At 43.2% G+C, this 26649-nt stretch carries 23 protein-coding genes; 17 read left to right on the top strand and 6 right to left on the bottom strand.

The features are described from left to right. The first annotated feature begins 9 nt into the window (after positions 1-9). Complete coding sequence (gene fruA, locus ACU696_RS07535) at positions 10-1704, top strand: PTS fructose transporter subunit IIBC (protein ID WP_004913531.1); 1695 nt, start codon at positions 10-12, stop codon at positions 1702-1704. Between the two features lie 871 nt (positions 1705-2575). Here fruA and cysS read toward each other — a convergent pair. Continuing rightward, positions 2576-3964, bottom strand: a complete 1389-nt coding sequence (cysS, locus tag ACU696_RS07530; protein WP_123382355.1) for a cysteine--tRNA ligase — start codon at positions 3962-3964, stop codon at positions 2576-2578. A gap of 267 nt (positions 3965-4231) precedes the next feature. Here cysS and ppiB point away from each other — a divergent pair, with 267 nt between their 5' ends. The 5 genes from ppiB (at position 4232) to ACU696_RS07505 (ending at position 8571) form a co-directional block, all read left to right on the top strand. After that, on the top strand, positions 4232-4726 hold the full coding sequence (ppiB, locus tag ACU696_RS07525) for a peptidylprolyl isomerase B (protein WP_004913539.1): 495 nt from the start codon (positions 4232-4234) through the stop codon (positions 4724-4726). Between the two features lie 9 nt (positions 4727-4735). After that, positions 4736-5461, top strand: coding sequence for a UDP-2,3-diacylglucosamine diphosphatase (gene lpxH / locus ACU696_RS07520; RefSeq protein ID WP_110732201.1), 726 nt, complete (start codon positions 4736-4738; stop codon positions 5459-5461). A gap of 157 nt (positions 5462-5618) precedes the next feature. Beyond that, positions 5619-6134 (top strand): 5-(carboxyamino)imidazole ribonucleotide mutase, encoded by a 516-nt coding sequence (gene purE / locus ACU696_RS07515; protein ID WP_004913545.1) that lies wholly within the window; start codon positions 5619-5621, stop codon positions 6132-6134. Further along, complete coding sequence (gene purK, locus ACU696_RS07510; protein WP_109912076.1) at positions 6134-7216, top strand: 5-(carboxyamino)imidazole ribonucleotide synthase; 1083 nt, start codon at positions 6134-6136, stop codon at positions 7214-7216. Before purE ends, purK begins: the two co-directional genes overlap by 1 nt. Positions 7217-7332: 116 nt before the next feature. After that, positions 7333-8571, top strand: coding sequence for an MFS transporter (locus ACU696_RS07505; RefSeq protein WP_004913552.1), 1239 nt, complete (start codon positions 7333-7335; stop codon positions 8569-8571). A gap of 127 nt (positions 8572-8698) precedes the next feature. On the opposite strand, the gene ACU696_RS07500 is transcribed toward ACU696_RS07505, so the two are convergent. From ACU696_RS07500 to ybbA, 3 genes are all read right to left on the bottom strand, one after another. Continuing rightward, positions 8699-10069: an esterase-like activity of phytase family protein gene (locus tag ACU696_RS07500; RefSeq protein WP_109912075.1), complete on the bottom strand. Its 1371-nt coding sequence runs from the start codon at positions 10067-10069 to the stop codon at positions 8699-8701. 286 nt (positions 10070-10355) lie between these two features. Beyond that, positions 10356-12803, bottom strand: coding sequence for a putative ABC transporter permease subunit YbbP (ybbP, locus tag ACU696_RS07495; RefSeq protein ID WP_109912074.1), 2448 nt, complete (start codon positions 12801-12803; stop codon positions 10356-10358). Beyond that, a complete protein-coding gene (ybbA, locus tag ACU696_RS07490; protein WP_004913560.1) occupies positions 12800-13486 on the bottom strand; it encodes a putative ABC transporter ATP-binding protein YbbA in 687 nt (228 codons plus the stop codon). Before ybbA ends, ybbP begins: the two co-directional genes overlap by 4 nt. On the opposite strand from ybbA, the gene tesA reads away from it, so the two are divergent. The 5 genes from tesA (at position 13454) to ACU696_RS07465 (ending at position 17345) form a co-directional block, all read left to right on the top strand. Beyond that, positions 13454-14095: a multifunctional acyl-CoA thioesterase I/protease I/lysophospholipase L1 gene (gene tesA, locus ACU696_RS07485; RefSeq protein ID WP_042851644.1), complete on the top strand. Its 642-nt coding sequence runs from the start codon at positions 13454-13456 to the stop codon at positions 14093-14095. The two genes, ybbA and tesA, sit on opposite strands and share 33 nt — an antisense overlap. Before the next feature lie 79 nt (positions 14096-14174). Further along, positions 14175-14978 carry an SDR family oxidoreductase gene (locus ACU696_RS07480; protein WP_109912072.1) on the top strand — a complete coding sequence of 268 codons (804 nt, stop codon included), beginning with the start codon at positions 14175-14177 and terminating at the stop codon, positions 14976-14978. A 75-nt stretch (positions 14979-15053) separates the two neighbouring features. Then, positions 15054-15911, top strand: coding sequence for a co-chaperone YbbN (locus ACU696_RS07475; protein ID WP_004913567.1), 858 nt, complete (start codon positions 15054-15056; stop codon positions 15909-15911). A gap of 13 nt (positions 15912-15924) precedes the next feature. Beyond that, positions 15925-16869: an SPFH domain-containing protein gene (locus tag ACU696_RS07470; protein ID WP_109912071.1), complete on the top strand. Its 945-nt coding sequence runs from the start codon at positions 15925-15927 to the stop codon at positions 16867-16869. Then, entirely contained in the window at positions 16866-17345 is a 480-nt protein-coding gene (locus ACU696_RS07465; RefSeq protein ID WP_447343057.1) for an NfeD family protein, read from the top strand. Before ACU696_RS07470 ends, ACU696_RS07465 begins: the two co-directional genes overlap by 4 nt. Here ACU696_RS07465 and cueR read toward each other — a convergent pair. After that, positions 17299-17709: a Cu(I)-responsive transcriptional regulator gene (gene cueR / locus ACU696_RS07460; RefSeq protein WP_123382358.1), complete on the bottom strand. Its 411-nt coding sequence runs from the start codon at positions 17707-17709 to the stop codon at positions 17299-17301. The genes ACU696_RS07465 and cueR overlap by 47 nt on opposite strands. Before the next feature lie 119 nt (positions 17710-17828). Between cueR and copA the strand changes: the two genes are divergently transcribed. The 5 genes from copA to ACU696_RS07435 all read left to right on the top strand — a co-directional run bounded on the left by copA (position 17829) and on the right by ACU696_RS07435 (position 23292). Next, positions 17829-20762 carry a copper-exporting P-type ATPase CopA gene (gene copA, locus ACU696_RS07455; protein ID WP_209102418.1) on the top strand — a complete coding sequence of 978 codons (2934 nt, stop codon included), beginning with the start codon at positions 17829-17831 and terminating at the stop codon, positions 20760-20762. A gap of 192 nt (positions 20763-20954) precedes the next feature. Beyond that, entirely contained in the window at positions 20955-21536 is a 582-nt protein-coding gene (locus ACU696_RS07450; RefSeq protein WP_004913580.1) for an HdeD family acid-resistance protein, read from the top strand. A gap of 156 nt (positions 21537-21692) precedes the next feature. Further along, positions 21693-22496 (top strand): TraB/GumN family protein, encoded by an 804-nt coding sequence (locus ACU696_RS07445; RefSeq protein ID WP_004913582.1) that lies wholly within the window; start codon positions 21693-21695, stop codon positions 22494-22496. A 21-nt stretch (positions 22497-22517) separates the two neighbouring features. Beyond that, positions 22518-22991, top strand: a complete 474-nt coding sequence (ybaK, locus tag ACU696_RS07440; protein ID WP_004913586.1) for a Cys-tRNA(Pro)/Cys-tRNA(Cys) deacylase YbaK — start codon at positions 22518-22520, stop codon at positions 22989-22991. Further along, a complete protein-coding gene (locus tag ACU696_RS07435) occupies positions 22963-23292 on the top strand; it encodes a hypothetical protein (protein ID WP_123382361.1) in 330 nt (109 codons plus the stop codon). The genes ybaK and ACU696_RS07435 overlap by 29 nt, the downstream gene beginning before the upstream one ends. Positions 23293-23352: 60 nt before the next feature. Here the strand turns inward: ACU696_RS07435 and ushA are convergent, their stop codons facing one another. Then, a complete protein-coding gene (gene ushA / locus ACU696_RS07430) occupies positions 23353-25017 on the bottom strand; it encodes a bifunctional UDP-sugar hydrolase/5'-nucleotidase UshA (protein WP_004913593.1) in 1665 nt (554 codons plus the stop codon). A gap of 258 nt (positions 25018-25275) precedes the next feature. Here ushA and ACU696_RS07425 point away from each other — a divergent pair, with 258 nt between their 5' ends. Continuing rightward, positions 25276-26499, top strand: coding sequence for an MFS transporter (locus tag ACU696_RS07425; protein WP_004913594.1), 1224 nt, complete (start codon positions 25276-25278; stop codon positions 26497-26499). Positions 26500-26649: the final 150 nt, after the last annotated feature.

The following is a 26649-nucleotide window of genomic DNA, read 5'->3' as shown; positions in this document are numbered from 1 at the left end:
ATGAAAAACATGAAAATATTAATCGCTCCAAGCCACCAGCAAGGCCCTGCTATTTGCTGGCTAGCCATCGATGCCTTAAAGAATGTATCTGCCTTACAAAATATCACCTTCACTGAACAGCTTACTGATGCTGATATTGTGATTTGTTTTGACACTCAGTTGCCTGAAGATTTCAATTGTGCAGACAAAAAAATCTATTTCGGCCACCCCGATGTCGCTGTTAGGCAACCTGCTGAATTCCTGACATCAGCAATTAATGAAGCCACACTTTGTGAACAACAAATTGCCGAACCGCAGCACACAAAAACTTTCTCTATATTAGCCGTTACAGCTTGCCCTACAGGGGTTGCTCACACTTATATGTCCGCAGAAGCACTTGAAGCTGAAGCAAAAAAACGAGGCTGGAATATCAAAGTAGAAACCCGTGGTTCTGTAGGGGTTGGAAATGAAATTACACCAGAAGAAATTGCACAAGCTGATTTAGTCATTGTCGCTGCTGATATCGAAGTCAATGTGGATAAATTTGCGGGAAAGCCAATGTACCGCACCTCTACCAGTGCAGCATTGAAGAAAACAGCACAGGAATTAGATAGAGCGATAAAGGAGGCGAGTACATTTTCGCCACAAAATGGCAAAAACTCATCACAATCAAGCCAATCCAACGAAAAACGCGGAGTCTATAAGCACTTACTCACAGGTGTGTCTTATATGCTCCCGATGGTTGTGGCAGGAGGATTGTGTACTGCACTTTCATTTGCTTTTGGTTTAGATGCATCCAATGTAGAAGGCTCTCTGGCCTGGGCGCTTAGCCTAATTGGTGGGCAAACAGCCCTTGCATTAATGGTGCCTGTACTATCGGGTTATATCGCCTATTCCATTGCTGACAGAACAGGGCTAACCCCGGGTTTAGTCGGTGGGGTACTTGCGACCACCTTAGGTGCAGGTTTTTTAGGCGGGATCATTTCCGGTTTCCTTGCGGGCTACAGTGCTCACTTTATTAGCACTCGATTAAAATTACCGCAAACAATGGAAGCGTTAAAACCGATTTTAATCGTGCCATTGATTTCGACTTTATTTACCGGTTTAGCCATGATCTATGTGATTGGTCACCCTGTAGCGTGGTTGATGGACTGGTTAACCAACTGGCTAAATACCATGGGAACCACCAATGCAGTGATCTTAGGTGCAATATTGGGTGCCATGATGTGTACGGATATGGGAGGCCCGGTCAACAAAGCTGCTTACGCCTTTGGTGTCGGCCTATTAAGTTCACAAACCTACGCACCAATGGCAGCGATTATGGCTGCAGGTATGGTGCCGCCACTGGCAATGGGGATTGCCACATTAATAGCGAGACATAAATTTGTTCCCGCTGAACGCGAAGCAGGTAAAGCCTCTTTTGTTCTCGGTTTATGTTTTATTTCAGAAGGTGCTATTCCGTTTGCCGCCAAAGACCCTATCCGTGTTCTTCCTGTTTGTATCATTGGTGGTGCAATAACTGGGGCGCTATCCATGTACTTTGGTATTCAGTTGATGGCACCTCACGGTGGTTTATTTGTGCTGTTAATACCCGGAGCTATTAATCATGTATTGATGTATTTATTCGCGATAGTAGCTGGTACGGTGGTTTCTGGTGTGCTTTATGCCATTGTCAAAAAAGCAACGCCCAAAGAAGCTCAACAAGAAATGGCAAGTATCGCTTAATCGCTCAGATTTAAGTTCCATTCCTAGTCCCTGTTGGTAGTCTTATTCCCCCCTTAACTGGGGGGCTTTTATTTCACACTAAAAATAAAAAACGGTTAAATATCAATACCTAACCGTTTAAATATGCAGGATTTTTTAAGTCCATCAGTACTCGAAAGGATAACTTGGGGAGCATACAAAAGTATGTGACCCAAGTAGCCAAGTGATGGCAACACCGCCACAGTATGAATATGACTCTTATTAATACGCTAAATAGTTCGTGTTGTGGCTAGGCGCCGAACGCGGATAACTTGGGGAGCATACAAAAGTATGTGGCCCAAGCAGCCAAGTGATGGCAACACCACCACAGTATGAATATGACTCTTATTAATACGCTAAATAGTTCGTGTTGTGACTAGGCGCCGAACGCGGATAACTTGGGGAGCATACAAAAGTATGTGACCCAAGCAGCCAAGTGATGGCAACACCACCACAGTATGAATATGACTCTTATTAATACGCTAAATAGTTCGTGTTGTGGCTAGGCGCCGAACGCGGATAACTTGGGGAGCATACAAAAGTATGTGACCCAAGTAGCCAAGTGATGGCAACACCACCACAGTATGAATATGACTCTTATTAATACGCTAAATAGTTCGTGTTGTGGCTAGGCGCCGAACGCGGATAACTTAGGGAGCATACAAAAGTATGTGACCCAAGTAGCCAAGTGATGGCAACACCGCCACAGTATGAATATGACTCTTATTAATACGCTAAATAGTTCGTGTTGTGGCTAGGCGCCGAACGCGGATAACTTGGGGAGCATACAAAAGTATGTGACCCAAGTAGCCAAGTGATGGCAACACCGCCACAGCACGAAATATGACGCGTATTATTTGCGACGCCACGTAGTACCAGTAGCCCCATCCTCAAGCACAACCCCCATAGCTGTCAGCTCATCACGAGCCGCATCTGCTTGCGCCCAATCTTTATTTTGACGCGCATCTAGGCGTTGTTGAATTAATGCCTCGATTTTTGCCACTTCCGCATCATCTTCAGTCTGTGCGCCGCCTTTTAAGAAACTTTCTGGGTCTTGTTCTAACAAACCAAGAACGCTAGCCAGTTCACGAAGTTGTGCCGCCATCGCATTAGCCGCTGACATATCTTCTGATTTCAGACGGTTAACTTCACGTACCATGTCAAACAACACGGAATAAGCTTCTGGTGTGTTAAAGTCGTCATTCATCGCCTCAATGAAACGTGCTTTAAATTCATCACCACCAGCAGGAACTGCCGATTTATCGGTACCGCGCAATGCCGTATACATACGCTCAAGCGCAGTGCGCGCCTGTTTCAAGTTTTCTTCTGTGTAGTTAAGTTGGCTACGATAATGGCCTGATAACAGAAAATAACGCACTGTTTCTGCATCGTAATACTCAAGTACGTCACGAATAGTGAAGAAATTATTGAGAGACTTAGACATTTTCTCTCTATCAACCATGACCATACCGGAGTGCATCCAGTAATTCACATAAGGGCCATCATGAGCACAGGTAGATTGTGCGATTTCATTTTCATGGTGTGGAAACATTAAATCTGAGCCGCCACCGTGAATATCAAAATGGTTGCCTAATGTTTTACTGTTCATTGCCGAACATTCAATGTGCCAACCTGGACGGCCTAAGCCCCATGGGGATTCCCAGCTTGGTTCGCCTTCTTTAGACATTTTCCACAAGACGAAGTCCATTGGATTACGTTTTACATCAGCCACTTCGACGCGAGCACCTGCTTGCAACTGCTCTAAATCTTGACGGGATAACAGGCCATAATTTGGGTCAGTTTTCACCTCAAACATGACATCGCCATTCGCAGCAACATAAGCATGTCCACGCTCAATCAAGCTTTGGGTTAATTCAATGATTTCACCAATATGACGCGTTGCACGTGGTTCGCTATCAGGGCGTAAAATATTCAATGCATCGAAATCTTTATGCATTTCAGCCAACATACGTGTTGTTAGCTCTTCGACACTTTCATTATTTTCTGCTGCACGTTTAATGATTTTATCGTCAATATCGGTGACGTTGCGCACATAATTTAAGTCGTAACCCAAATAACGTAAATAGCGGCTAATTGCATCAAATGCCACAAATGTACGGCCGTGGCCGATATGACACAAGTCGTAGATAGTGATGCCACACACATACATCCCAATCTTCCCTGCGTGGATGGGCTTAAACTCTTCTTTTTGACGACTTAGTGTATTAAAAATTTGTAGCATCTGAACTTTTCCATTTATTTGAAAAATGATTATCGATTTCTACCGATAAAATATCATGTTATTGAACCCCGATCACCTTAAGAATGCAAGGGTTTACCCCGCTTCCTTTTCAGTTTATTCATTAGGTTTAATACACACCTATTATGCTATAAACTACCCGCTAAGCTTCCTTCCGCTTCAAGTCAGGTTTTATCTGTGATATAAACGTGCTGATCTCAACGCTTTCGCAAGTTAGCGCACAAAAAACAATTATTCAGGATAGCTATTATGGTTACATTTCATACCAATCACGGTGATATTGTTATCAAAACGTTTGACGATAAAGCCCCCGTTACAGTCGAAAACTTTTTAACTTACTGCCGTGAAGGTTTTTACAATAATACCATTTTCCATCGTGTTATTAATGGTTTCATGATCCAAGGCGGTGGTTTTGAGCCAGGCATGGAACAAAAAAACACTAAAGCACCTATCAAAAACGAAGCTAACAACGGTTTAAAAAACAGCCGTGGTACCTTAGCAATGGCTCGTACTAACGACCCTCATTCAGCAACAGCACAGTTCTTTATCAACGTTGCTGACAACGACTTCTTAAACTTCCGTTCAGAACGTCCAGATGGCTGGGGTTACTGTGTATTTGCTGAAGTGGTTGAAGGTATGGACGTTGTTGACAAAATCAAAGGTGTCTCAACTGGCCGTAGCGGTTTCCACCAAGACGTTCCACGTGAAGACGTTATCATTGAAAAAGTGACTGTCAGCGAGTAAACCTGACGCATGTCCACTTACATCATTGCAGATTTGCATTTAAGTGAAGATGAACCGGCGATCACCGCCGGTTTTATCAACTTTATTCAACAGCAAGCCATCCATGCCGAAAGCCTGTATATTCTCGGCGATTTTTTCAATTATTGGGTGGGCGATGATGACAACAACCCGCTACATCAACAAGTTGCCAACGAACTAAAACAGCTTACAGATCGCGGAATACCCTGTTATTTCATTCATGGAAATCGGGATTTTTTAATCGGTAAACGCTATGCGAAACAGTGTGGCATGACCCTATTACCGCAAGAAACATTGCTCGAACTTTATGGTAAACGTATTTTAATTTTGCATGGTGATACATTATGTATAGACGATGCCGCCTATCAAAACTACCGTAAAAAAGTTCACACACCTTGGGTCCAACGGCTGTTTCTGCTACTCCCCCTCTTTGTGCGTCGCCGTATCGCGCAAAAAATGCGACAAAATAGCCAATATGCAAGCAGCATGAAAGCCGAGTCGATTATGGACGTCAATTCGCAAGCCGTTATTGATGCATTACAAAGGCACCAAGCGCAATGGATGATCCATGGTCATACTCACCGCCCTGCTATTCATGAGGTGAATATCGGTGGTGAATTGCATTATCGAGGTGTATTAGGTGCATGGCACTATGAAGGTTCTGCTTTTGTCATTAGCGAGCAAGGCATTGAACTGATTTTCTTTCCATTCGAGTAATTTTAATTAGCCCCAGAATTTCTCATCGCATACACGACTCGTTTGCTTAATTATTAATCACGCAAACGTTTTCCTGACTGCATTACCGTGATATGATCACCTTAATTCAATTTCCCCATCTTAGGGTCATGTTTTTTTCACTACAGGAAAGCACCAAATGACTGCCCAAGTTTCTGCTCAATCTGCGGCAAAAATCGCCATTGTTATGGGTTCGAAAAGTGATTGGACGACAATGCAGCACGCGGCTGATGTATTAAATGAACTCCAAATTCCTTTTCATGTCGAAATCGTCTCTGCGCACCGTACCCCGGATAAATTATTTTCCTTTGCTGAAAATGCGAAAAAAAATGGGGTTGATGTGATTATTGCAGGCGCTGGTGGTGCCGCTCATCTACCGGGTATGTTAGCTGCAAAAACCTTAGTACCTGTCTTTGGTGTACCAGTACAAAGCGCTGCTCTCAGTGGTGTCGACAGCCTATACTCCATCGTTCAAATGCCTAAAGGTATCCCTGTCGGCACACTAGCAATCGGTAAAGCAGGTGCAGCAAACGCAGCACTGTTAGCCGCTCAGGTATTAGCAATAAGTGATACTGCTATTTTCAACCGCCTTGCCGCGTGGCGTGAAGCACAAACCAATGATGTGCTAAACAACCCAGACCCGAGGGAAGCATAATGAAACCCGTTTGTGTGCTTGGTAATGGCCAACTAGGTCGCATGCTGCGTCAAGCGGGTGAGCCATTAGGTATCGCCGTTTTTCCTGTTGGGCTTGATGCAGAGCCGGAAGCCGTTCCTTATCAGCAAAGCGTCATCACCGCTGAAATTGAACGCTGGCCAGAAACACCTTTGACAAAAGAATTAGCTCGCCATAATGCCTTTATTAACCGTGATATTTTTCCACGTTTAGCGGATAGGTTCCCACAAAAAAGTTTATTTGATAGTTTGCAACTTTCCACTGCACCTTGGGCATTATTAGAATCCCCTGAACAATGGCCTGAATTATTTGCAACTTTAGGCGATTTCCTCATTGTAAAACGCAGAACTGGCGGCTACGACGGGCGTGGTCAATGGCGTGTTCGCCCTGGTGATGAAAAAGACTTACCCGCTGAAATTTACGGTGAATGTATCGTTGAACAAGGCATCCCTTTTGACGCGGAAGTGTCTGTCATTGGGGCCCGAAATGCAGAGGGGAAATCCGTTTTTTACCCAATTACTCATAATTTGCACCAAGAAGGTATTTTGCGGACGAGTGTAGCCTTCCCTAAGTCAACTAACCCGCAACAGGAACAAGCTCAAGCCATGCTCAGCGCGGTCATGGATGAGTTAGGTTATATTGGTGTGATGGCAATGGAATGCTTTGTCGTGGGCAATAACCTACTGATTAACGAAATTGCGCCTCGAGTACATAATAGCGGCCATTGGACACAAAATGGCGCATCCATTAGCCAATTTGAGTTACATCTACGTGCCATTTTAAACCTGCCAATGCCATCACCTGAAGTGTATAGCCCTGCTGTTATGGTCAATTTAATTGGTACGGATGTAAATATAAACTGGTTAAATTTCCCCCTAGTTCACCTTCACTGGTATGAAAAAGAGGTGCGCCCTGCTCGGAAAGTGGGCCATTTAAACCTTTCTCATCGCGACTGCAATCAATTGTCTGCAACACTTGCTGCTTTAGTTCCACTTTTACCAAATGAGTACAAAAGTGGCATTGAGTGGGCAAATGCAAAATTAGACTGGTACTCTCACCAATAAATAGGGAAAATAGCCCTATTCGATGCCCGAACCTATTTTCGGGCATTATGCTATTTACGCCGTCATCCAGAAAACAAATATCCTGATTTAAGGTGTGCGGCATTACTGGAGTCAATATGTCCTCGCAGCCTTTTAGTCCGTTTTATCAGTGGTGCATTCTTGTTCTATTAGGGCTGGTTTATTTTTTAGCCACTGCAACCACCTTTACATCTCTTGGTGTGGTTTTGCCTGAGATGATAAGTGAGCTCAAATGGAGTTGGAGTGAGGCTGGATTTGGTTTTACGCTACTGGGCTTAACTTGCGGGCTTGCGAGTTTTCTCCCTTCTCTACTGATCCGTAAAGTCGGTGTACGGGCCACTTTATTGCTAGGTACTAGTGTCTTTGTTGCGGGTTTTTATAGCCTTTATTCCACGCAAGCCATCAGCACCTATTTTTTAGGCACCGCATTAATTGGTATTGGTTTCACCTTACTCGCCACAGTTCCTGGGACTTACGTACTTTCACGGCTATTTGAAAAGCAATCCCTTGCCTTTGGGTTATATTTCACCATCGGGGGTTTGGGAGGCGTTGCAGGCCCTTGGATTTACTTTTACGCCTCAAACCAGTTAGGCTCTTGGCGTATGCATTGGGTTCTATGCGCCGTTTATCTGAGCATTGTCACGTTAATCACTATTTTTATGCTGCGTGAAGGTAAACAAGAACAAGAACACGCAAAAAAAGTGATGCAAAAACAAGTGAGTGATGCGAGTAAACCCATTTATCGCACTCCAGAAGTATGGACAGTCGGCAGAGCACTACGTACATGGCAGTTTTACTTAATTGCTGCAACTTATACCTCATTTTTATGGTGTGGTATTACCGTTAATAGCTTTGCTGTTGCCCATATTGAAGAGCGTGGTTTTGGCTTGACCGTGGCGGTTTCATTGTTAAGCACAATGGCATTTGTTAATGCATTCTCAAGGCTTATTGGTGGAGCCGCTGGGGAATGGCTAGAACCAAAGAAACTATTAATTGGTAGCCTAATTACCATGGTATTAGGTGTTATCTTCCTCAGTATTGCCACCTCATGGCTATGGCTAATCTTGTTTGTGTTATGCGTTGGCATTGGCTACGGCATGACTTTTTTGGCATCAAGTGTTTTGCTTTCAAATTATTTTGGCCGAGGCCCATACCTAGAACTATTCTCTGTGGTGAATTTAATTTCAACCGTTGCTTGTTTAGCGCCTTTTATTGCTGGTGCAATAAAAGATTTCACAGGGAGTTTCACCCCTGCATTTTTGATTATTGCTGCGCCTGTTGTCGTGATTTTAGGTCTTACCTTGATGATGAAGCCCCCTGCACTCAATCACAAATAAAAAATCCCGAGTGCTTAGCTCGGGAAAAATTAAAACCAAAGGGAAAACAAGTTTAAGACCAGATATTGGATCAAAACATACCGCTTATTTGTGCCACCGGAAAAATCAAAATGTGGCGCAAAATCAATTATGGTTTTAACAGCTCAGGAACTTTTAATAAGATAAATTCGTTATCATCCGCTTTATTTGGTTCACGACTGGATGAGAACGGGTAGTTATTATCATTGCCAACAATAATGTGTTCGCTATCAACCACATCAACGTTCTCTATGGTAAAGAATGGGAAAGTAAACACCCCGTCATTTAAAGGTTTTCTTGCCATATTGTTCGGGTCTTTGATATTCATTAAATCAATATAAGCCTGCTTATTTACTGGTTTGCCTATATTGTTATCTGAAAATTCAATACGATAAACACGCTTGAATTTAGCTAAATTACTAAAACAATTTTCAGTATTACTGCTTCCCGCCGTGCAGGCTTTATCTGCTGTACCTTCACCATTATCACGCTCAATGATTAGGCCGTGAGTATCATCAATAAGATTAAAATCACCAATGGCGTTTTGGTTATCTTCAAAGACATATAACCAACTTCTGCCAGTCCAATCTTGTTTTTTTACATCAAATTCAAGAATACGTGCTGCACGTTTGCCATCAACATTTTCATAATCTTGTTTGTCATCAAGCCAAATCGCCCCTTCTAGCATTGGATAGAGCTTAGAACCGTCTGGCGATGATGCCATACCTTCAAAACCTTTCGAACGGTTGACTTGGAAAGTCACTTTATCTGTGGGTTTGCCCGGTGTGGTGATTTGGTAGTGGTCAGGAGAAACGACTTTCTTTCCATCTACTTGCGTTTCAAACAAGGCTAATACCTTACCATCCAAATCCATTTTGATTAAGTAAGGACCAAACTCATCACCAACCCATAAAGCACCATCCGCAAATTGAAAGCTTTCAGGATCAAAATCACTGCCTGTTAAATAGCGTTCTTTTGTACTTTCATTCGTAATATGAAAAGGGATAATTTTATCGGGATCATGGAAGAAAACCGTTTTTAATGGTGTCGTATTACCCGTTTGAAAATCAATGTCATATTGAGTGACATACAACATAGAGTCAGGAGAGTTTACTTTGTTGCCAAATCCATTATCAGTTAAAACCCAGTAAGTACCATCCGCCATGCGTTTGATACCCGAGTGCCCTTGACGTGGCTGGCCTTTAATTGGAATGTGCATTCCCGTTGGGCGATCTGCAGATTTACCTTCCACTTTCCCTAAACTATCTACACGAGCGCCTGTGGTAAATTTACCACTCACTTGCATGTCTGAAGGTGCATTTTCAGGTGTAGCGACAGTGGAATTAACCGGAAGAATGGAGTGACCCGCTAATGTAGCTGGCACTTCTTGTTGAGCAAACCCAGTGATGCTAAATGAAATTAAACTAGCCAATAAAGATAACGAGCCCAGTTTACGTTTAATAGAATAGTTATTCTGCATTATTATGTTTCCATTTTAAGGCTATCAATAATTGATGGCGGAATCATAACGTTGATGAATGAAGCTTTTATGAAGGATTGGAGACAGTTATTTTACTGAAAAACAGGTTGTTTTTAGAATATTCAATAAATAGGGGTATCAAGGTATTCCCCTAATACCACATACTCTAAATAATTCGAGTTACAGCTAGGCGACAAGCGAAGATAGACCGATGAGCATACATAAGTCTATGATCCGGCTATCTGAACGCAGTCAACAACGCTGCAACTCGAAGTATGACGAGTATTTAACTATTAGGTAAACGACGGTGCTGATTACCCGTCCCTAATAAACGCAGTCCTAACCACCCACCGCAAATAGACAATAAAATTGCCGCGCACAAAGGCAATAATACCCACATACGCCATTCAGGTTGCCATGGGAAATCAAACACTTTACTTTGCAACAGCCACAATGCAATTTCTGCTCCAAAAGCTGCGGCAAGCCCGGCCATTAAGCCAAGTAATGCAAATTCGCTCCATAGCGTTCTACGCATTAATTTTTTGCTAGCGCCTAATGTTCGATATACCACAAGCTCCCGCTCTCGCTGGCTCATCCCCACTTGAATTTGAGCCAATAGTAGCAATAACCCACAAAAAATAACCAGTACCACCATAACTTCAAGAGCTTGGCTAACTTGCTGAAGAATTTGCTGAATTTGGGTAATAATTGCGCCAGTATCGAGCACATTAATTGTCGGGTAATGACGGCTAAGTTGCGTCAATAGCTGCCCATCACCGTCATAGTGGAAGCTGCTCAGCCAGGTGGCCGGCATTTGAGAAAGACTTTCTTCAGAGAAAATAAAATAGAAGTTCGGTCGCAGGCTCTCCCAATCAACCGTACGAATACTACTGACTGTTGCACTAAAGACCTGAGCCCCTGCGTTAAATGTTAGTTTATCGCCTAATTTCAATCCGAGCTCTTTGACAACCGTTTGTTCGATCGAAACTTCTCCCGCTTTCGGTGGCCATGTCCCTTCGTCAACCACATTAGCTGGCGCTAAATCAGATTGCCAAGTTAAGCTCAATTCACGTCGCACCGTATTATTATTTGGATCACGTTGATCTGCCCATTCAATCGCTGACTGGTCATTAATATCGGTTAAGCGCGCTAACACCACAGGGTTGAACTCTGTTGGCTTGACATCAAACTCAGCCAATAACTTGGTAACAGGTTCAAGCTGTGACTGGTTCATATTAATTAAGAAATAGTTCGGGCTATCTGCGGGTAACTGTTGCTGCCAGCGATCAAGCAAATCACCACGTACTAAAATTAGCAGCGCCAATAACATAAATGATAGCGAAAATGCACTCATTTGTGTGATGGTTTGTAACGGCTGGCGCAATAGGCGACTAACGGATAAACGCAAACTTAATTGGCGAAACTTAATATGACGTAGCCCCCATAAGCCTACCCAACCAATCAGCGCAAGTAGAATGGCCACCACGACAATACCCGCTAAAATTGACCATAACAGAGGGTTTACGCCAGCAAAAATAAATAACCCACCAACCACAATTAAAATAACAATTGGCAGATAATAATACAGCGGCCAAACGGGTGATTTGGCATCTTCACGTAATACCCTTGAAGGCTGGGTTGCCATCAGTTGGTAATAAGGGCGACTGCCAACAATAATAGCAATAATGAATAATGTACCGATTGCCCAAACCCAAGGCATTAAACTCGCAGGTGGCAATTCCTTCGGCAACATAGCCCCTAAGATTTGCATTAAAATGCCTTCAAAAGCCAAACCTAATAATGAGCCGAGTAAAGCCGCAGCGATTAAAATCACTAACCACTGCCCAATAATCCACTGACGTAATGCGCTACGCCCTGCTCCTAGAGTTTTTAATACTGCGATTAGTTGATGACGGCTGCGGCAATAATGCGTCATTGAAACCACGACCGCAGCAATGGCTAGCAACAGTGTTAATAACACTGATAGCAATAAAAATTGTTGAGCACGTTGAAACGTTTTCCCTACTGCGCCGTTATCTTCGCTTAATGTATACCAACGTTGATCATTTCGCAGATCTTGCTCATATTTTTGTTGAAATGCATCAATCAGCTGACGATCACCGGCAAACATGTCGCGATACGTTAATCGGCTGCCTACTTGAATAGCCCCCGTTAGTGGCGCATCTTCAATCGCTATTAATACTCTTGGAGCAATCTGGAACGGGTTAAATCCGCTGTCGGGCTCTTGGATTAATTTACCCGAGACTTTTAGCGTTGCATCTCCGATATCAATGTTATCCCCTACATTGAGGTTCAATAATTCTAATAGCCGCGGAGCGACTAATATTTCCCCTTTTGTCGGGGTTAACCCAGCGGGTTCAGTGATAAGCTCGCCATATAATGGATATGCCTTATCTGCAGCTTTCACTAACACCAATTGTGGCCGAGCGTCTTCATCTTCTGTCGCATAAGCCATGGTAGAAAATGATATTTGTTGGCTGAGCGCTAAGCCCTCTTTTTGGGCTTCCTGTAACCATGTAGGATCGCTTGGATGAGAAGAGCGTAAAACTAAATCCCCCGCTAACAACTCACGGCTTTGGTAGCTCATGCTATTTTCAATGCGATCGCTAATTCGCCCTAAAGCCAATACACAGGCAACTGCAAGAGTAAGCGCAAGCCAAACAATCAATAAAGAGGGTGTTTTCCATTCACGCCAAAACCAACGCCAAATCATGCTTCTTCCCTCAACTGCCCATCAACCAAACGCAAACGACGTTGGCAACGCGCAGCTAGCTCGTTATCGTGAGTAACCAAAATCAAGGTTGTTCCATGCTCTTTGTTCATCGCAAATAATAAATCTGCAATTTTATCCCCTGTATGGCGATCGAGGTTACCCGTTGGTTCATCAGCAAATAAAATCTGAGGGCGGCCATTAAAAGCTCGAGCAAGTGCAACGCGTTGTTGTTCCCCCCCTGACAACTGTGGTGGCATGTGTTTTAAGCGATCTTTTAAGCCTAAATCAGTCAGTAAACTCGCCGCGTGTTGATAACTTTCAGACTCAGATTCGCCACGTAGCAAAGAAGGAAGTTGCACATTTTCAATGGCATTTAAGGTTGGGATTAACATAAAAGATTGGAACACAAAACCGACACTTTGTGCCCGTAAACGTGCCCGTTGCTCTTCATCCATTTTAGTGAGGTCTTGGCCTAATAAATTAACCGTTCCACTGGAGCCGTCATCCAACCCCGCGATAATCCCTAACAAGGTTGATTTCCCCGAACCAGACTCCCCAATTAAAGCAATTGTTTGCCCGGACTCGACAATTAGCTCAACACCTTGCAATATAGTCAGTTCATGTTCACCTTGGCCAACACGTTTAATGAGATGATGAACTTCAAGAATATTATTCGCCGACATATATTGGTATTTCTCCTGTTACTGACTGCAAGTGGGCACGCACTTGCGTCAACTAAGCTATTAATCTTAGGTGATAGCCTAAGTGCAGGCTACCGTCTACCGGCTGAGCAGGCTTGGGCCTCTTTGCTTGCCGAACGTTGGCAGAAACTTTCCCCACCCGTTGCTATTATTAACGGTAGTATTAGTGGGAATACCTCTGCGCAGGGGTTAGAACGCCTTTCCATGTTACTCGAACAAAACAAACCTAACTGGGTATTGATTGAGTTAGGTGCAAATGACGGCTTACAAGGTCTCCCAGTAGAACAACTTGAAGCTAATTTACAACAGATTATTAAGCAAATCGTGCAATCCGGTGCGAAACCGCTCTTAATGCAAATTCGTATTCCACCTAACTATGGAAAACGTTATACGACAAGTTTCGAAAAAGTCTATCCGAAATTGGCGCAAAGTAATCAAATTCCATTACTGCCATTTTATATGGAAACCGTGATAACTAAGCCTGAATGGATACAACAAGACGGTATTCACCCGACGGTTGAAGCCCAGCCATCCATTGCTGATTTTATGGAAAAACAACTTTCTGAACATATTTTACCGTCTAGTCAATAAAACAGACGTTAAACAAGGGGGATTAAAACGCTCTTTTATACCCGAAATATATTCAGTTGCATGAAACCAAGGTAAAGTTATGCAAACATCAGCACGAAACAAAAAATCAGTCCTAGTCACAGGTGCTTCAAGCGGTATTGGCTTTTGTGCTGCACAAACACTTCGCCAGCGTGGCTACCATGTTATTGTTGCCTGCCGTAAAGAAAGTGATATTTTGCGCCTGAAAGAACAGGGTTATGACACCGTCTCCCTTGACCTCGATGATAAAGATAGCATAGAAACAGCGGCTCAAACGGTGCTAACACTCTGTAATCATCGCCTTTACGGGTTATTCAACAACGCCGGTTTTGGGGTGTATGGGCCATTAAATAGTGTCAGCCGCGAGCAACTCGAAGCACAATTTTCCACTAATTTTTTTGGTGTTCACCAGTTAACTTTTTTGCTATTACCCGCCATGAGCGCGCACCATGAAGGCCGAATTATCCAAACCAGTTCGGTAATGGGGGTGATTTCAACCCCCGGCCGTGGCGCTTATGCAGCCAGTAAATACGCACTGGAAGCATGGTCTGATGCCTTACGCCTAGAGTTGGCAGGAACGGGGGTAAAAGTAAGCTTAATTGAGCCCGGCCCTATTCATACAGCATTTACTCAAAATGTTGAACAAACTCAAAAAGATAAGCCTGTTAAAAACCCAGGTATTGCCTCACGTTTTACCTTAACACCGGAACATGTGGTAGAAAAATTGATCCATGCGTTAGAAAGCCCGCGCCCAAAAGTACGCTATTCTGTCACGTTATTAACTGTCGCTGTGCGTATCTTAAAGCGTATTTTACCTGACAAAATAATGGATAAAATACTGGCAAATCAGGGGGAAAAAGCTTGAAAAAAGCAAAATCAGCCCCATTTTATTACCATCGCCCAAAAATTCTATTGATAACAAATTCAAAAGAGACTTCTTATGTTTGCTAACGCTCAGATAATTGATATTAACGAAACCAACCTACACCAAGTCATTGAACAATCAATGAACTTACCTGTCATGTTTTACTTTTGGTCACCGCGTAGCCCTCATTGCCAAGATTTCGGTACTATGTTGGAAAAAATTGCCAACGACTACGCAGGGTCATTTATTTTAGCTAAAGTTAATTGTGATGAAGAACAAATGATCGCCAGTCAGTTTGGCTTAAAAGCGATCCCTACCCTGTATGTGTTGCAAAATGGTCGTCCTGTTGATGGCTTTGAAGGGCCACAACCCGAAGAGGTCGTACTGGAAATTTTATCTCGCGTGCTGCCAAGCCCAGAAGAAATGAAAGCAGCACAAGCCGCTGAATTAATAGCAGAAGGTAAAACACAAGAAGCGCTACCATTGTTAAAAGAAGCGCATCAGCTGAACCCAAAAAATAGCGAAATCACATTATTGTTGGCAGAAACCCAAATCGGTTTAAATCTTGTTGATGACGCACAAGCTACCTTAGAAGCAGTCCCATTACAGGATAAAGACAGCCGCTACCAAGGTTTAATCGCACAAATTGAATTATTAAAACAAGCTGCGGACACCCCTGAAATTCAGCAATTGCAAGATGAATTCAATCAAGATCCGCAAAATACAACGTTAGCTGTTCAATTAGCCCTAAAACTGCATGAAGTGAACCGCAACGAAGAAGCGCTGGAAATGTTATTCGGCTTTTTACGTACCGACTTGGGTGCAGGTGACGGCGCAGTGAGAAAAACTATGATGGACATTATGTCTGCCATGGGAACCGGTGATGCCATTGCCAGTAAATACCGTCGCCAAGTATATTCATTACTTTACTAATTAAGGGTTAAATATGGACTTGTTCGCCTTTGGTGCAATACCGATTATCATTTTTGTCGCTGTCGTTATTGTTTTTACCTGTGTTAAAACAGTACCGCAAGGCTTTCAATGGACAGTTGAGCGCTTCGGTCGCTATACCCGTACGTTACAACCAGGCTTGCATATTATTGTGCCATTTATGGACAAAATTGGCCGTCGTATCAATATGATGGAACAAGTCCTTGATATCCCATCCCAAGAAGTTATTTCTCGCGATAATGCCAACGTCACTATTGATGCGGTCTGCTTTATTCAAGTCGTTGACCCAGTACGTGCGGCCTATGAAGTCAGCAACCTTGAGCTTTCCGTACTAAATTTAACCATGACGAATATTCGTACCGTATTAGGTTCCATGGAACTAGACGAAATGTTGTCGCAACGTGATTCCATTAATAGCCGTTTATTACACGTGGTGGATGAGGCAACTAACCCTTGGGGTGTCAAAATTACCCGTATCGAAATTCGTGATGTGAAGCCACCAAAAGAATTAATTAGTGCGATGAATGCGCAGATGAAAGCTGAACGTACCAAACGGGCTGATATTCTTGAGGCTGAAGGTATCCGCCAAGCAGCAATTTTAAAAGCTGAAGGTGAAAAACAGTCACAAATTCTCAAAGCTGAAGGTGAACGCCAATCCGCATTTTTACAAGCCGAAGCACGCGAAAGAGCTGCGGAAGCGGAAGCAAAAGCAACACAAATGGTATCTGAAGCGATTGCCGCTGGTGATATGCAGGCGATTAACTACTTTGTGGCGCAAAAATACACCGATGCACTGACCAGTATTGGTTCTGCCGAAAACAGCAAAGTCATCATGATGCCATTAGAAGCCAGTAACTTAATGGGCGCAATTGGTGGAATTACTGAGCTAATCGGTGAAAGCAAGAAAACCGGTGCCATAAAAAAACAGGTAAAAGAATGATAGAGCTTATCAGTGCTCAACCCGCATGGTTTTGGCTGTGTCTTGGTGGGCTATTGCTGATTGGTGAACTTCTTGGTACCGCAGGCTATCTTTTATGGTCGGGTATTGCTGCGGTGCTTGTTGGGGTTATCGTTTGGGCTCTGCCATTCATCGGTTGGGAGTGGCAAGGGATCTTGTTTGCCATTTTTACCGTTGTCTCTGCTGTGTTATGGCGCAACTGGTTGAGGAGCAAGCAAAAAAATAAGGCAGATAACGTCAATCAAATCAGTCATCAACTGATTGGTGTGAAAGGCCGTTTGTTGTCAGATACCGAAGAAGGCTTTAGCCGAGTACGCCTTGCAGATGGTAGTTGGCGCGTGTATAGCGACACGCCATTAAGCGCCAACACAGAAGTGGTGGTCATCGCAGTAGACGGTATCACCTTGCAGGTTAAACCTTCTCATGATGACAACACCCACGTGCCAAGTGGTCAATAATCGGGCAATCTGCGCCATCATCCCCAGGGCATACGTCCACGAGCTCTTGTAATGTATCTCGAATGGCAGACAATTTAACGATTGTCTGCTCTATTTCATTTATCTTAGCTATCGTTGTCGCCTTTACATCAGCACTATGTCGGATTGGGTTGCGAAATAAACCTAATAGTTCGCCACATTCATCCAAGGTAAAACCCACATCTTTTGCCTGTTTTAGCAATACGAGTTCGTTTAGATGGCACTCCTGATAATAACGGTAGCTATTTTCCCCTCTTTCAGGTGGTGTAATTAGCCCTTTGTCTTCATAAAAACGAATAGCTTTTGCAGTTAGCCCCGTTTTTTTGGCAATTTCACTAATATTCATAATTCCTCTTGACCTTAACCTTGCTGGAAGGTGTAACCTTTGTTCATTGTCGAATTATAGACCTAATTGTAGATAAAGTTATAGACCCAATACATCAAACGGGTTTTGGAGGCTGCAAAATGAGTAACATGATTATTTTAAAATTACAGGGGCTAAGCTGCATGCACTGTGTCGGCTCAGTCACTAAAGCGCTCGAAGGGCGCGGTGATGTCACTAACTTAAAAGTCACTATCGATTATGCCGTAATGGAAAGTGATGCCAATGTGGCTGACTTAATTAAAACCATCGTTGACGCAGGTTATGAAGCTGAAGTGGCTACAACCCCTGATATCGAGTTACAGCTTTCTGGCCTCAATTGTATGAAATGTGCAGGTAAAACACAAAAAGCACTCGAAGAGGTTGATGGCGTTGCTGCTGCCGTTGTCGATACCACCAGCGCCAAAGTATACGGTTCTGCTGATGCACAAGCGTTAATCGCCGCTGTTCAACAAGCGGGTTACAACGCAGAACTAGCTCAAACAAAAGCGATCACTTTAGCCCTTTCGGGTCTAAGTTGCATGAAATGTGCCGCTAAAACACAGCAAGCACTAGAAGCAGTCGATGGTGTTGAAAGTGCAACTGTCGATACCCAAACCGCTGTTGTCCAAGGTACGGCATCCGCAGAATCCCTAATTGCTGCGGTTCAAGCCGCTGGCTACCAAGCAACTGTGGGTGAATCTCACCCAAAAACTGAGCCGCTGAGTACCACAACTGAACAGCCGGAAGCTGATTCAGCGGCAATCTGTGAGATCCCGGCACAAGAGTCTGATTTAGGTGAACAACCTGAAATTAGCCCAATGGATGACAGTGTGCAGTTACTGCTTGATGGCATGACCTGTGCCAGTTGTGTCAACAAAGTCCAAAAAGCCTTAAATAGCGTACCAGGCGTTGAAAATGCACGTGTCAACTTAGCTGAGCGCAGTGCTTTAGTCACCGGAACTGCTGAGCCGAATGATTTAATCGCCGCGGTTGTTAAAGCAGGTTATGGCGCGGAAATCATTCAAGATGAAGCTAAACGCCGAGAGCGCCAACAGGAGGTCGCGCAAGCCAATATGCGCCGCTTCCGCTGGCAATCAGCATTAGCACTTGCCCTTGGTATCCCTGTGATGGTGTGGGGGATGATGGGCGATAACATGGTGCTGACTGAGCAAAACCATACCATTTGGCTCACCATTGGTGTATTAACCCTTGCGGTCATGGTATTTGCAGGTGGGCACTTTTATCGAAATGCATGGCAAAGCCTAAAAAATGGCAGTGCGACCATGGACACCTTAGTCGCGCTAGGAACAGGGGCGGCTTGGCTCTATTCTATTGTAGTCAATATTTGGCCTGAATGGTTCCCAGACCAAGCCAGACACCTTTATTATGAAGCCAGTGCCATGATCATCGGTCTTATTAACCTAGGTCATGCCTTAGAACAACGAGCTCGCCAACGCTCATCCAAAGCCCTTGAACGCTTGCTAGACCTGACGCCGCCAACGGCCCGTGTTGTCACAGAACAAGGCGAAGTGGATATGCCGCTGGAGCAAGTCAAAAAAGGAATGGTTTTACGCTTAGCAACGGGTGACCGTGTCCCTGTTGATGGTGAAATTATCGAAGGCGAGGTTTGGTTAGACGAAGCCATGCTAACGGGTGAACCGATCCCTCAGCAAAAAAGCAAAGGGGATCAAGTCCATGCGGGAACTGTTGTACAAGATGGTACCGTACTATTTCGTGCCGCTGCTGTCGGCAGCCAAACGACTTTAGCGCGCATTATTCACCTTGTTCGCCAAGCACAAAGTAGTAAACCACAAATTGGCCAGCTTGCTGACCGTATTTCTGCTGTGTTTGTACCGGTCGTTGTGGCTATTGCCTTAATTTCAGGTGCAATTTGGTACTTTATTGGGCCTGCACCACAAATTACTTACGCACTCGTTATTACCACAACGGTATTAATCATTGCGTGTCCTTGTGCGCTAGGCCTTGCAACGCCAATGTCGATTATTTCTGGCGTGGGCCGAGCGGCTGAGTTTGGCGTATTAGTGCGCGATGCGGATGCATTACAGCAAGCAAGTGAGTTAGACACCATTGTCTTTGATAAAACAGGTACATTGACTGAAGGTATGCCACAAGTTACGGATATCCATGTATTTAATGGGTTCGAACAAGACACCGCCTTACAGTTTGCCGCTTCATTAGAAAATGGTTCTAATCACCCACTGGCTCGCGCTGTTTTAAATCGCGCAAAAGGCTTAACACTGCCCGCTAATCAGCAGTTTAGAACCTTAGCAGGGTTAGGTATTAGTGCAATAATTGATGGAAAAACTATTTTATTAGGTAACCAAAAACTGTTAGCACAAAATAATGTTGATACCCGTGATATTGAAGAAACACTACACCAACAAGCCACTCAAGGTGTCACTCCCGTCTTACTGGCTGTTGATGGTAAAGTTGCCGCGCTGTTATCTATCCGTGACCCATTACGAGAAGACAGCATAAGTGCGCTGGCGCGGTTGCACAAACAAGGTTTCCGTTTAGTCATGTTAACCGGGGATAACCCAGTAACAGCTAACGCGATAGCCAAAGAAGCGGGTATTGATGAAGTGATTGCAGGCGTTATGCCAGACGGTAAATCCGCCGCAATTGAAGCCTTGCAAGCCAAAGGGCACAAAGTTGCAATGGTGGGTGATGGCATCAATGATGCCCCTGCTCTAGCCCGAGCTGACGTTGGTATTGCGATGGGTGGCGGCAGTGATATCGCGATTGAAACTGCATCCATTACCCTAATGCGCCAAAGCTTACATGGTGTTGCCGATGCGGTGTCTATTTCAAAAGGAACACTGCGTAATATGAAGCAAAACCTATTTGGTGCCTTTATTTATAATACGTTAGGTATCCCGATTGCCGCTGGTATTTTGTACCCAATAACGGGAACATTACTAAACCCTGTCGTTGCAGGTGCAGCAATGGCATTATCATCGATTACAGTAGTCAGTAACGCAAACCGTTTACTACGCTTTAAACCTGAAAAATAATAGCTTAAAGTGGGAGGAACTGATGTTCTTCCCACTTTTTAATGATTGATATTGTTCATCTCTAAACCTTCTCTCTACAACACTTCATTTTCATACTAATACTAAGTAAAAATTGTATTATCTTATATGTCATTAATATCAAGCTAAGTCTATACTAGTAAATAGTTAGTTATTTCATATTTGGAGAGCAAAATGCTTAATATTGATCGTGAAAAACTTGCCAAACTTGCGGGTGAAGAGTTTAAAAAACAACGTACATTTTTGGTGATATTATCCATTTTATTATTAGCGGGCGGAATTTTTTGTATCATCAACCCAATGATATCGGGTATCGCTGTCAGTACCGTACTGGGTGTGCTCCTGATTATTGGTGGCGTTGGCGCGATTGTGAGCATTCTAAGTACCGTGATCTATACCGGTTGGTCTCGACTGTTTGGTTTTATCATTGGTCTTATTTATATTATTGTCGGCTACTCTTTCATTAAAGACCCGTTGCAGAGCCTAGTCGCGTTGGCTATTTTAGTGGCGGCTTTATTTATCATCGGTGGGGTTATTCGGTTATATGTCGGCTTCCAACAAATTAGCTCAGCCGGCGGCTGGTTACAAATCATCATCGGGCTGTTAGATTTCTTCATTGCTTATTTACTCATCGGTAATGGCCCAATTACATCAATTACTTTACTGACAACCCTAATTGGCATCGAAATGGTGTTTAGTTCTTTTAGTTTATTCACGTTGCTCAGTGTATTTAAAGGTATTAGTAAAAATAATTAATCCTATCATGCCCCTTAATAGGGGCATTTTTTTACATTATTTCACCTCCGCGATGACACCAATCGGCTAAAAAATGCGTAATCGACGATGAGCATTCGCAAATTGCGGTAAGATTGTTTACCCTAAGAAAATGAGAAATAACGCAGGAACGAAATCGTGGGTAACTTGTTTGAAAATTTAAAGAATTGGCTTCATACAGAAACTGCTCCGGTTTACCCTTACCCTGCTGTTGATATTCGGCTATCAAAAAAACTGAAATTGCACATTGTGGGTAGCATTCACATGGGAACAGAAACGATGTTTCCTTTGTCTGCCACATTATTAGACAAACTTAATCTCGCAGATGCCTTGATTGTTGAGGCGGATATCACTGAAACCCACTCTCCATTTCCTAGCGATGATATCGCTGAGCTTCTTCCTGTTGAACAACGGCTAACTCGCGATGAATATCACCTTTTTCAACAATATTGTTTAGAGCTCCGCCAATCCCCCGAGCGTTTTGATACCTTACCCTCATGGCAAATTGCCCTGATTTTGCAAGCGACCCAAGCCCAAGAACTCGGGCTAAGAGGCCACTATGGCATTGACTACCAACTTATCCGTAATGCGCAATCACAACTCAAACCAATTATTGAACTAGAGGGCACTGCCTCTCAAGTTGAATTGCTGCTTTCTTTGCCTAATAATGGGTTAGCGTTATTACAAGACTCGCTGAACCACTGGCGTGCAAACGCGCGCTCGCTACAAACGATGATAGGCTGGTGGTTAGACTACCAACCCAATAATCGTACCGCTTTACCCAATACCTTTAGCGAAGACATTTATCAGGTATTGATGAAGCAACGAAATGCGAATTGGAACGAGCAGCTTAGATCACTCCCTGATGGTAACTATGTGGTCGCCGTTGGTGCGTTACACCTGTTTGGTGAAAATAGTCTGGTAGAATATTTGCGAAACTAAGTTATAAATAGAAGGCTCAAAATGACCCCAGCCGTAAAATTACTCGAAAAACAAAAAATTTCCTTCACATTACACCCCTACGATCACGACCCAAATGAAAGTAACTTTGGTGATGAAGCAGTACGAAAACTTGGGTTAGATGCCAAGCAAGTGTTTAAAACCTTATTAGTCGCACTCAATGGCGATCAAAAAACATTAGCCGTGGCCGTAACACCTGTTTCAGGGCAACTAGATTTAAAACTGGTTGCTAAAGTGTTTAAAGTCAAAAAAGTTGAAATGGCAGACCCACAAATCGCTCAAAAAACAACGGGGTATTTGCTTGGGGGCATTAGCCCATTAGGTCAAAAAAAGCGCTTACCAACAGTCATTGACGACCAAGCTCAGCAATATGCCAGTATGTTCGTTTCAGGTGGAAAACGTGGTTTAGATATTGAACTTGCTCCTAACGATCTCGCCAAAGTACTGAATGCAACCTTCGCTGAAATACGTAAATGATATTAAACCCGTGACAGTCGCAGCGACGATTGAATGGTTATCGTCTCAAGAAGGTGGTAGGCAACAGCCGCCAGCAATTGGGACTTATTATGCTGTTGCTCGTTTCAGCCTCAAACCCGATGAATCTTGGAGTGTGATATTCCAGCTAGCGTTTCATTTACGCAATAGCCATAATCGACAAGTAAGCCGAGGAACTGTGCGTTTTCTTGTTGATCATGCGCCTCATGAATATTTATTACATTATCATTCATTTGATATTTATGAAGGCCCTCATTTAGTCGCTCATGCTTTTTTGCTCTAAATAATGACGATAAAAAGCCCCACCGCGAGCGGTGAGGCTTTCAAGGTAATAATGATTTAATTATTTATTATTATAAATAATCTCACCTTTTGGTTCATAATCTGCCGCTTTCAGCGGGGAATGTTTTTCAATATACCCTTTGAGCACTTCCGCATCGACAAAGCCGGTATTAACGTAGTTAGGATGGTTGTCAATTTTCGGGTAACCGTCACCACCAATCGCATTGAAATTCAACGTTGCCATACGATAAGTTTTGGCTGGGTCAACAGGCTTACCATCAATTTTGACATCACTAATCGTGCCATCTTTATTCAGCGTTAAGTTCACGTTGTAGAACTGGCCATACGCACCTGCATCCGGTTTCATATTCGCAACTGCGGTCAGGTATGGGATAACTTCATCCCCTTTGAAATCGACATAAACTAACTCATTAGCAAACGGCTGAACCTTGAGCACATCTTTATAAGTGATATCGCCACTTTCGATAGAGTCACGAACACCGCCGCCGCTCATAATCGCAAAATCAGCCCCTGCGCGTTCTTTTTGTGCGGCTAACAGAAGGTGCCCCATATTTGTTTGCACAAAACGCACTTTACTGCGATCACCTTCAAGTTTACCTTCAACTGAGCCCACTTTAACACTCAATTGCTTGTCACCTTTTTCTTGATAAGGTGTCAATAATTTCATCATGTCAGGGTTATGAGCAATTTCTTGCGTATAATAAACACGCTCGCTAGTCCCATCTTCTTTTGTCACTTTTTTCTTCAAGTTAATTGGGATTAACTGGTAGTGTTTCAGCGTAAACTTGCCATTTTTAAATTCAAAATCTGCACGACCAACATATTTACCCCATTCATGGGCTTGCACAATCCAAGTTCCATTTTGGTTATCTGGCGCACACGGTGTACCTGGTACATAATCCTCTTGTTTGTAGTTTTTCTTTTCTTGAGACATACAAACAGGGTCTTGTGAGTGACCACCCACTATCATATCTAAATAGCCAGCAGGTAAGCTGCGCGCCATTTCTACATCGCCCGGAGCATTTGAACCATGATTACCATCATCATAGTGCCCCATATGAGTTGCTGCGATGATAATGTCTGGTTTTTCTGTTGCGCGAAGCTCTTCAACCACTTTTTTGGCTTCGTCCGCAGGCACACGGAATTCGACATCAGGGAAATTGGCAGGGTTACCGATACGCACTGTGTCGTCGGTTGTCAGCCCCATAACAGCAATTTTCACACCTTGTTTATCAAAGATTTGGTAAGGTTTGAAAAGGCGTTTACCTGTGCTGCTTTGATAAATATTGGCAGATAAAAACGGAAAAGTTGCCCATTTTTCTTGCTGACGCAACGTCTCAAGTGGGTTATCAAACTCGTGGTTCCCTAATGCCATTGCATCGTAACCGACTAAGTTCATTCCTTTAAAATCGGGTTCTGCATCTTGTAAATCAGACTCTGGTACACCGGTATTAATATCACCACCAGAGAGCAGTAAAACACTGCCGCCTTGTTTAGCGACTTCGTCACGAATTTCATCAACTACCGTTTTTTGCGCCGCTAAACCATATTCACCATGGTCGTTATGCCAGAAGTGGCCGTGATGGTCATTGGTATGCAAAATGGTAATATTGTATGTTTTGTCTTTTTCCCACGCATTTGCCATAGTTGCGGGTATTAACGCTAACGATACCGTTAATGCGCATGCCTTAAATGCAAACTTCATACATTTCTCCCTGCTGGTATAGGAATTTTTATACAGTCATATTAGATTATAGTTTGTCACTACCTGCTGTCTTATAGCATAAAAATATGAGCAGGATTTGATACCTATTGCAGAATAAGAAATTCGTTTCATAAAAATGAGATCGCCATCAAATAATTTACGAACACTAGTTATTCACGTGATTTATTTATTTATTTAAATAAATTGTATTTCAGTTATATTGATAACAATTATGTAACACATAAAGTTGATAATGACATGAGTGAGCAAACCACAACACCCAACAACCCAAGCCCGTCAAAGCCATTAAATAAAACAGGGAAAACGGTCTTTAGTATCCTAACCGCGATCAGTGTCTCTCATTTACTTAATGATATGATCCAGTCACTAATCTTAGCGATTTATCCTTTATTACAATCTGATTTTTCACTGAGTTTTGCCCAAATCGGGATGATAACCCTTACTTATCAGATTACTGCATCACTGTTACAACCGATTATTGGCTACTATACGGACAAACATCCACAACCTTATTCCTTGCCAATAGGAATGAGCTTCACGCTAACGGGGCTAATCTTGTTAGCGATGGCAGAAACTTTCCCGACCATATTACTTGCAGCCGCATTGGTTGGAACCGGTTCTTCTGTCTTCCATCCTGAATCTTCTCGTGTGGCGCGTATGGCTTCAGGCGGTCGTCATGGTCTGGCGCAATCCTTTTTCCAAGTCGGTGGTAACTTAGGTGCCTCCCTTGGGCCACTACTTGCAGCACTGATTATTGAACCATACGGAAAAGGCAACATTGGTTGGTTCTCGCTTGCAGCCCTGCTTGCGATTGTTATTTTATTGCAAGTTAGCAGCTGGTACAAACAACAACACCGCGCTGCAAGTAAGAAACCACTCAATTCAGGGAATGTTAAAGTCTTACCACGAAAGACAATTATTGGCTCTTTGGCGGTACTGTTAATTCTGATTTTTTCAAAATACTTTTATTTGGCGAGCATCAGCAGCTATTACACCTTTTATTTGATCGATAAGTTCGGTGTTTCTGTGCAAAATGCGCAAATTCATTTGTTTGTTTTCTTATTTGCCGTAGCCGCTGGTACTATGATTGGCGGGCCAATAGGCGACAAAATAGGGCGTAAATACGTTATTTGGTTCTCAATCCTTGGAGTTGCACCATTTACCTTAATTTTACCCTATGCATCCCTCTATTGGACTGGGGTACTTACCGTCATCATTGGTATGATTTTAGCCTCCGCATTTTCGGCTATTTTAGTCTACGCACAAGAGCTGATCCCCGGTAAAACCGGCATGGTATCAGGGTTGTTCTTTGGATTAGCATTCGGTATGGGAGGTGTTGGTGCGGCAGTTTTAGGCCATATCGCAGACCAGACCAGTATTGAACAAGTTTATCATTATTGTGCTTTCTTACCATTACTTGGGATTTTTACAGTATTGCTACCAAATATTGGTAACAAATAGATTTATTTTCTTATTTTACCCATACTTACCTAAAAATAAGTATGGGTCTTTCCTTCCATAATCTCGATAAATTTCAGATAAAAATCTCACAAACACAAAGCTTGTAACGATTTAGCTCCTTTAACCTGCATTTTTTTTAAAAACATTTCA

The sequence above is a fragment of the Providencia sp. PROV_01 genome (assembly GCF_053098325.1).
This window is presented reverse-complemented; position numbering and strand designations above follow the sequence as displayed.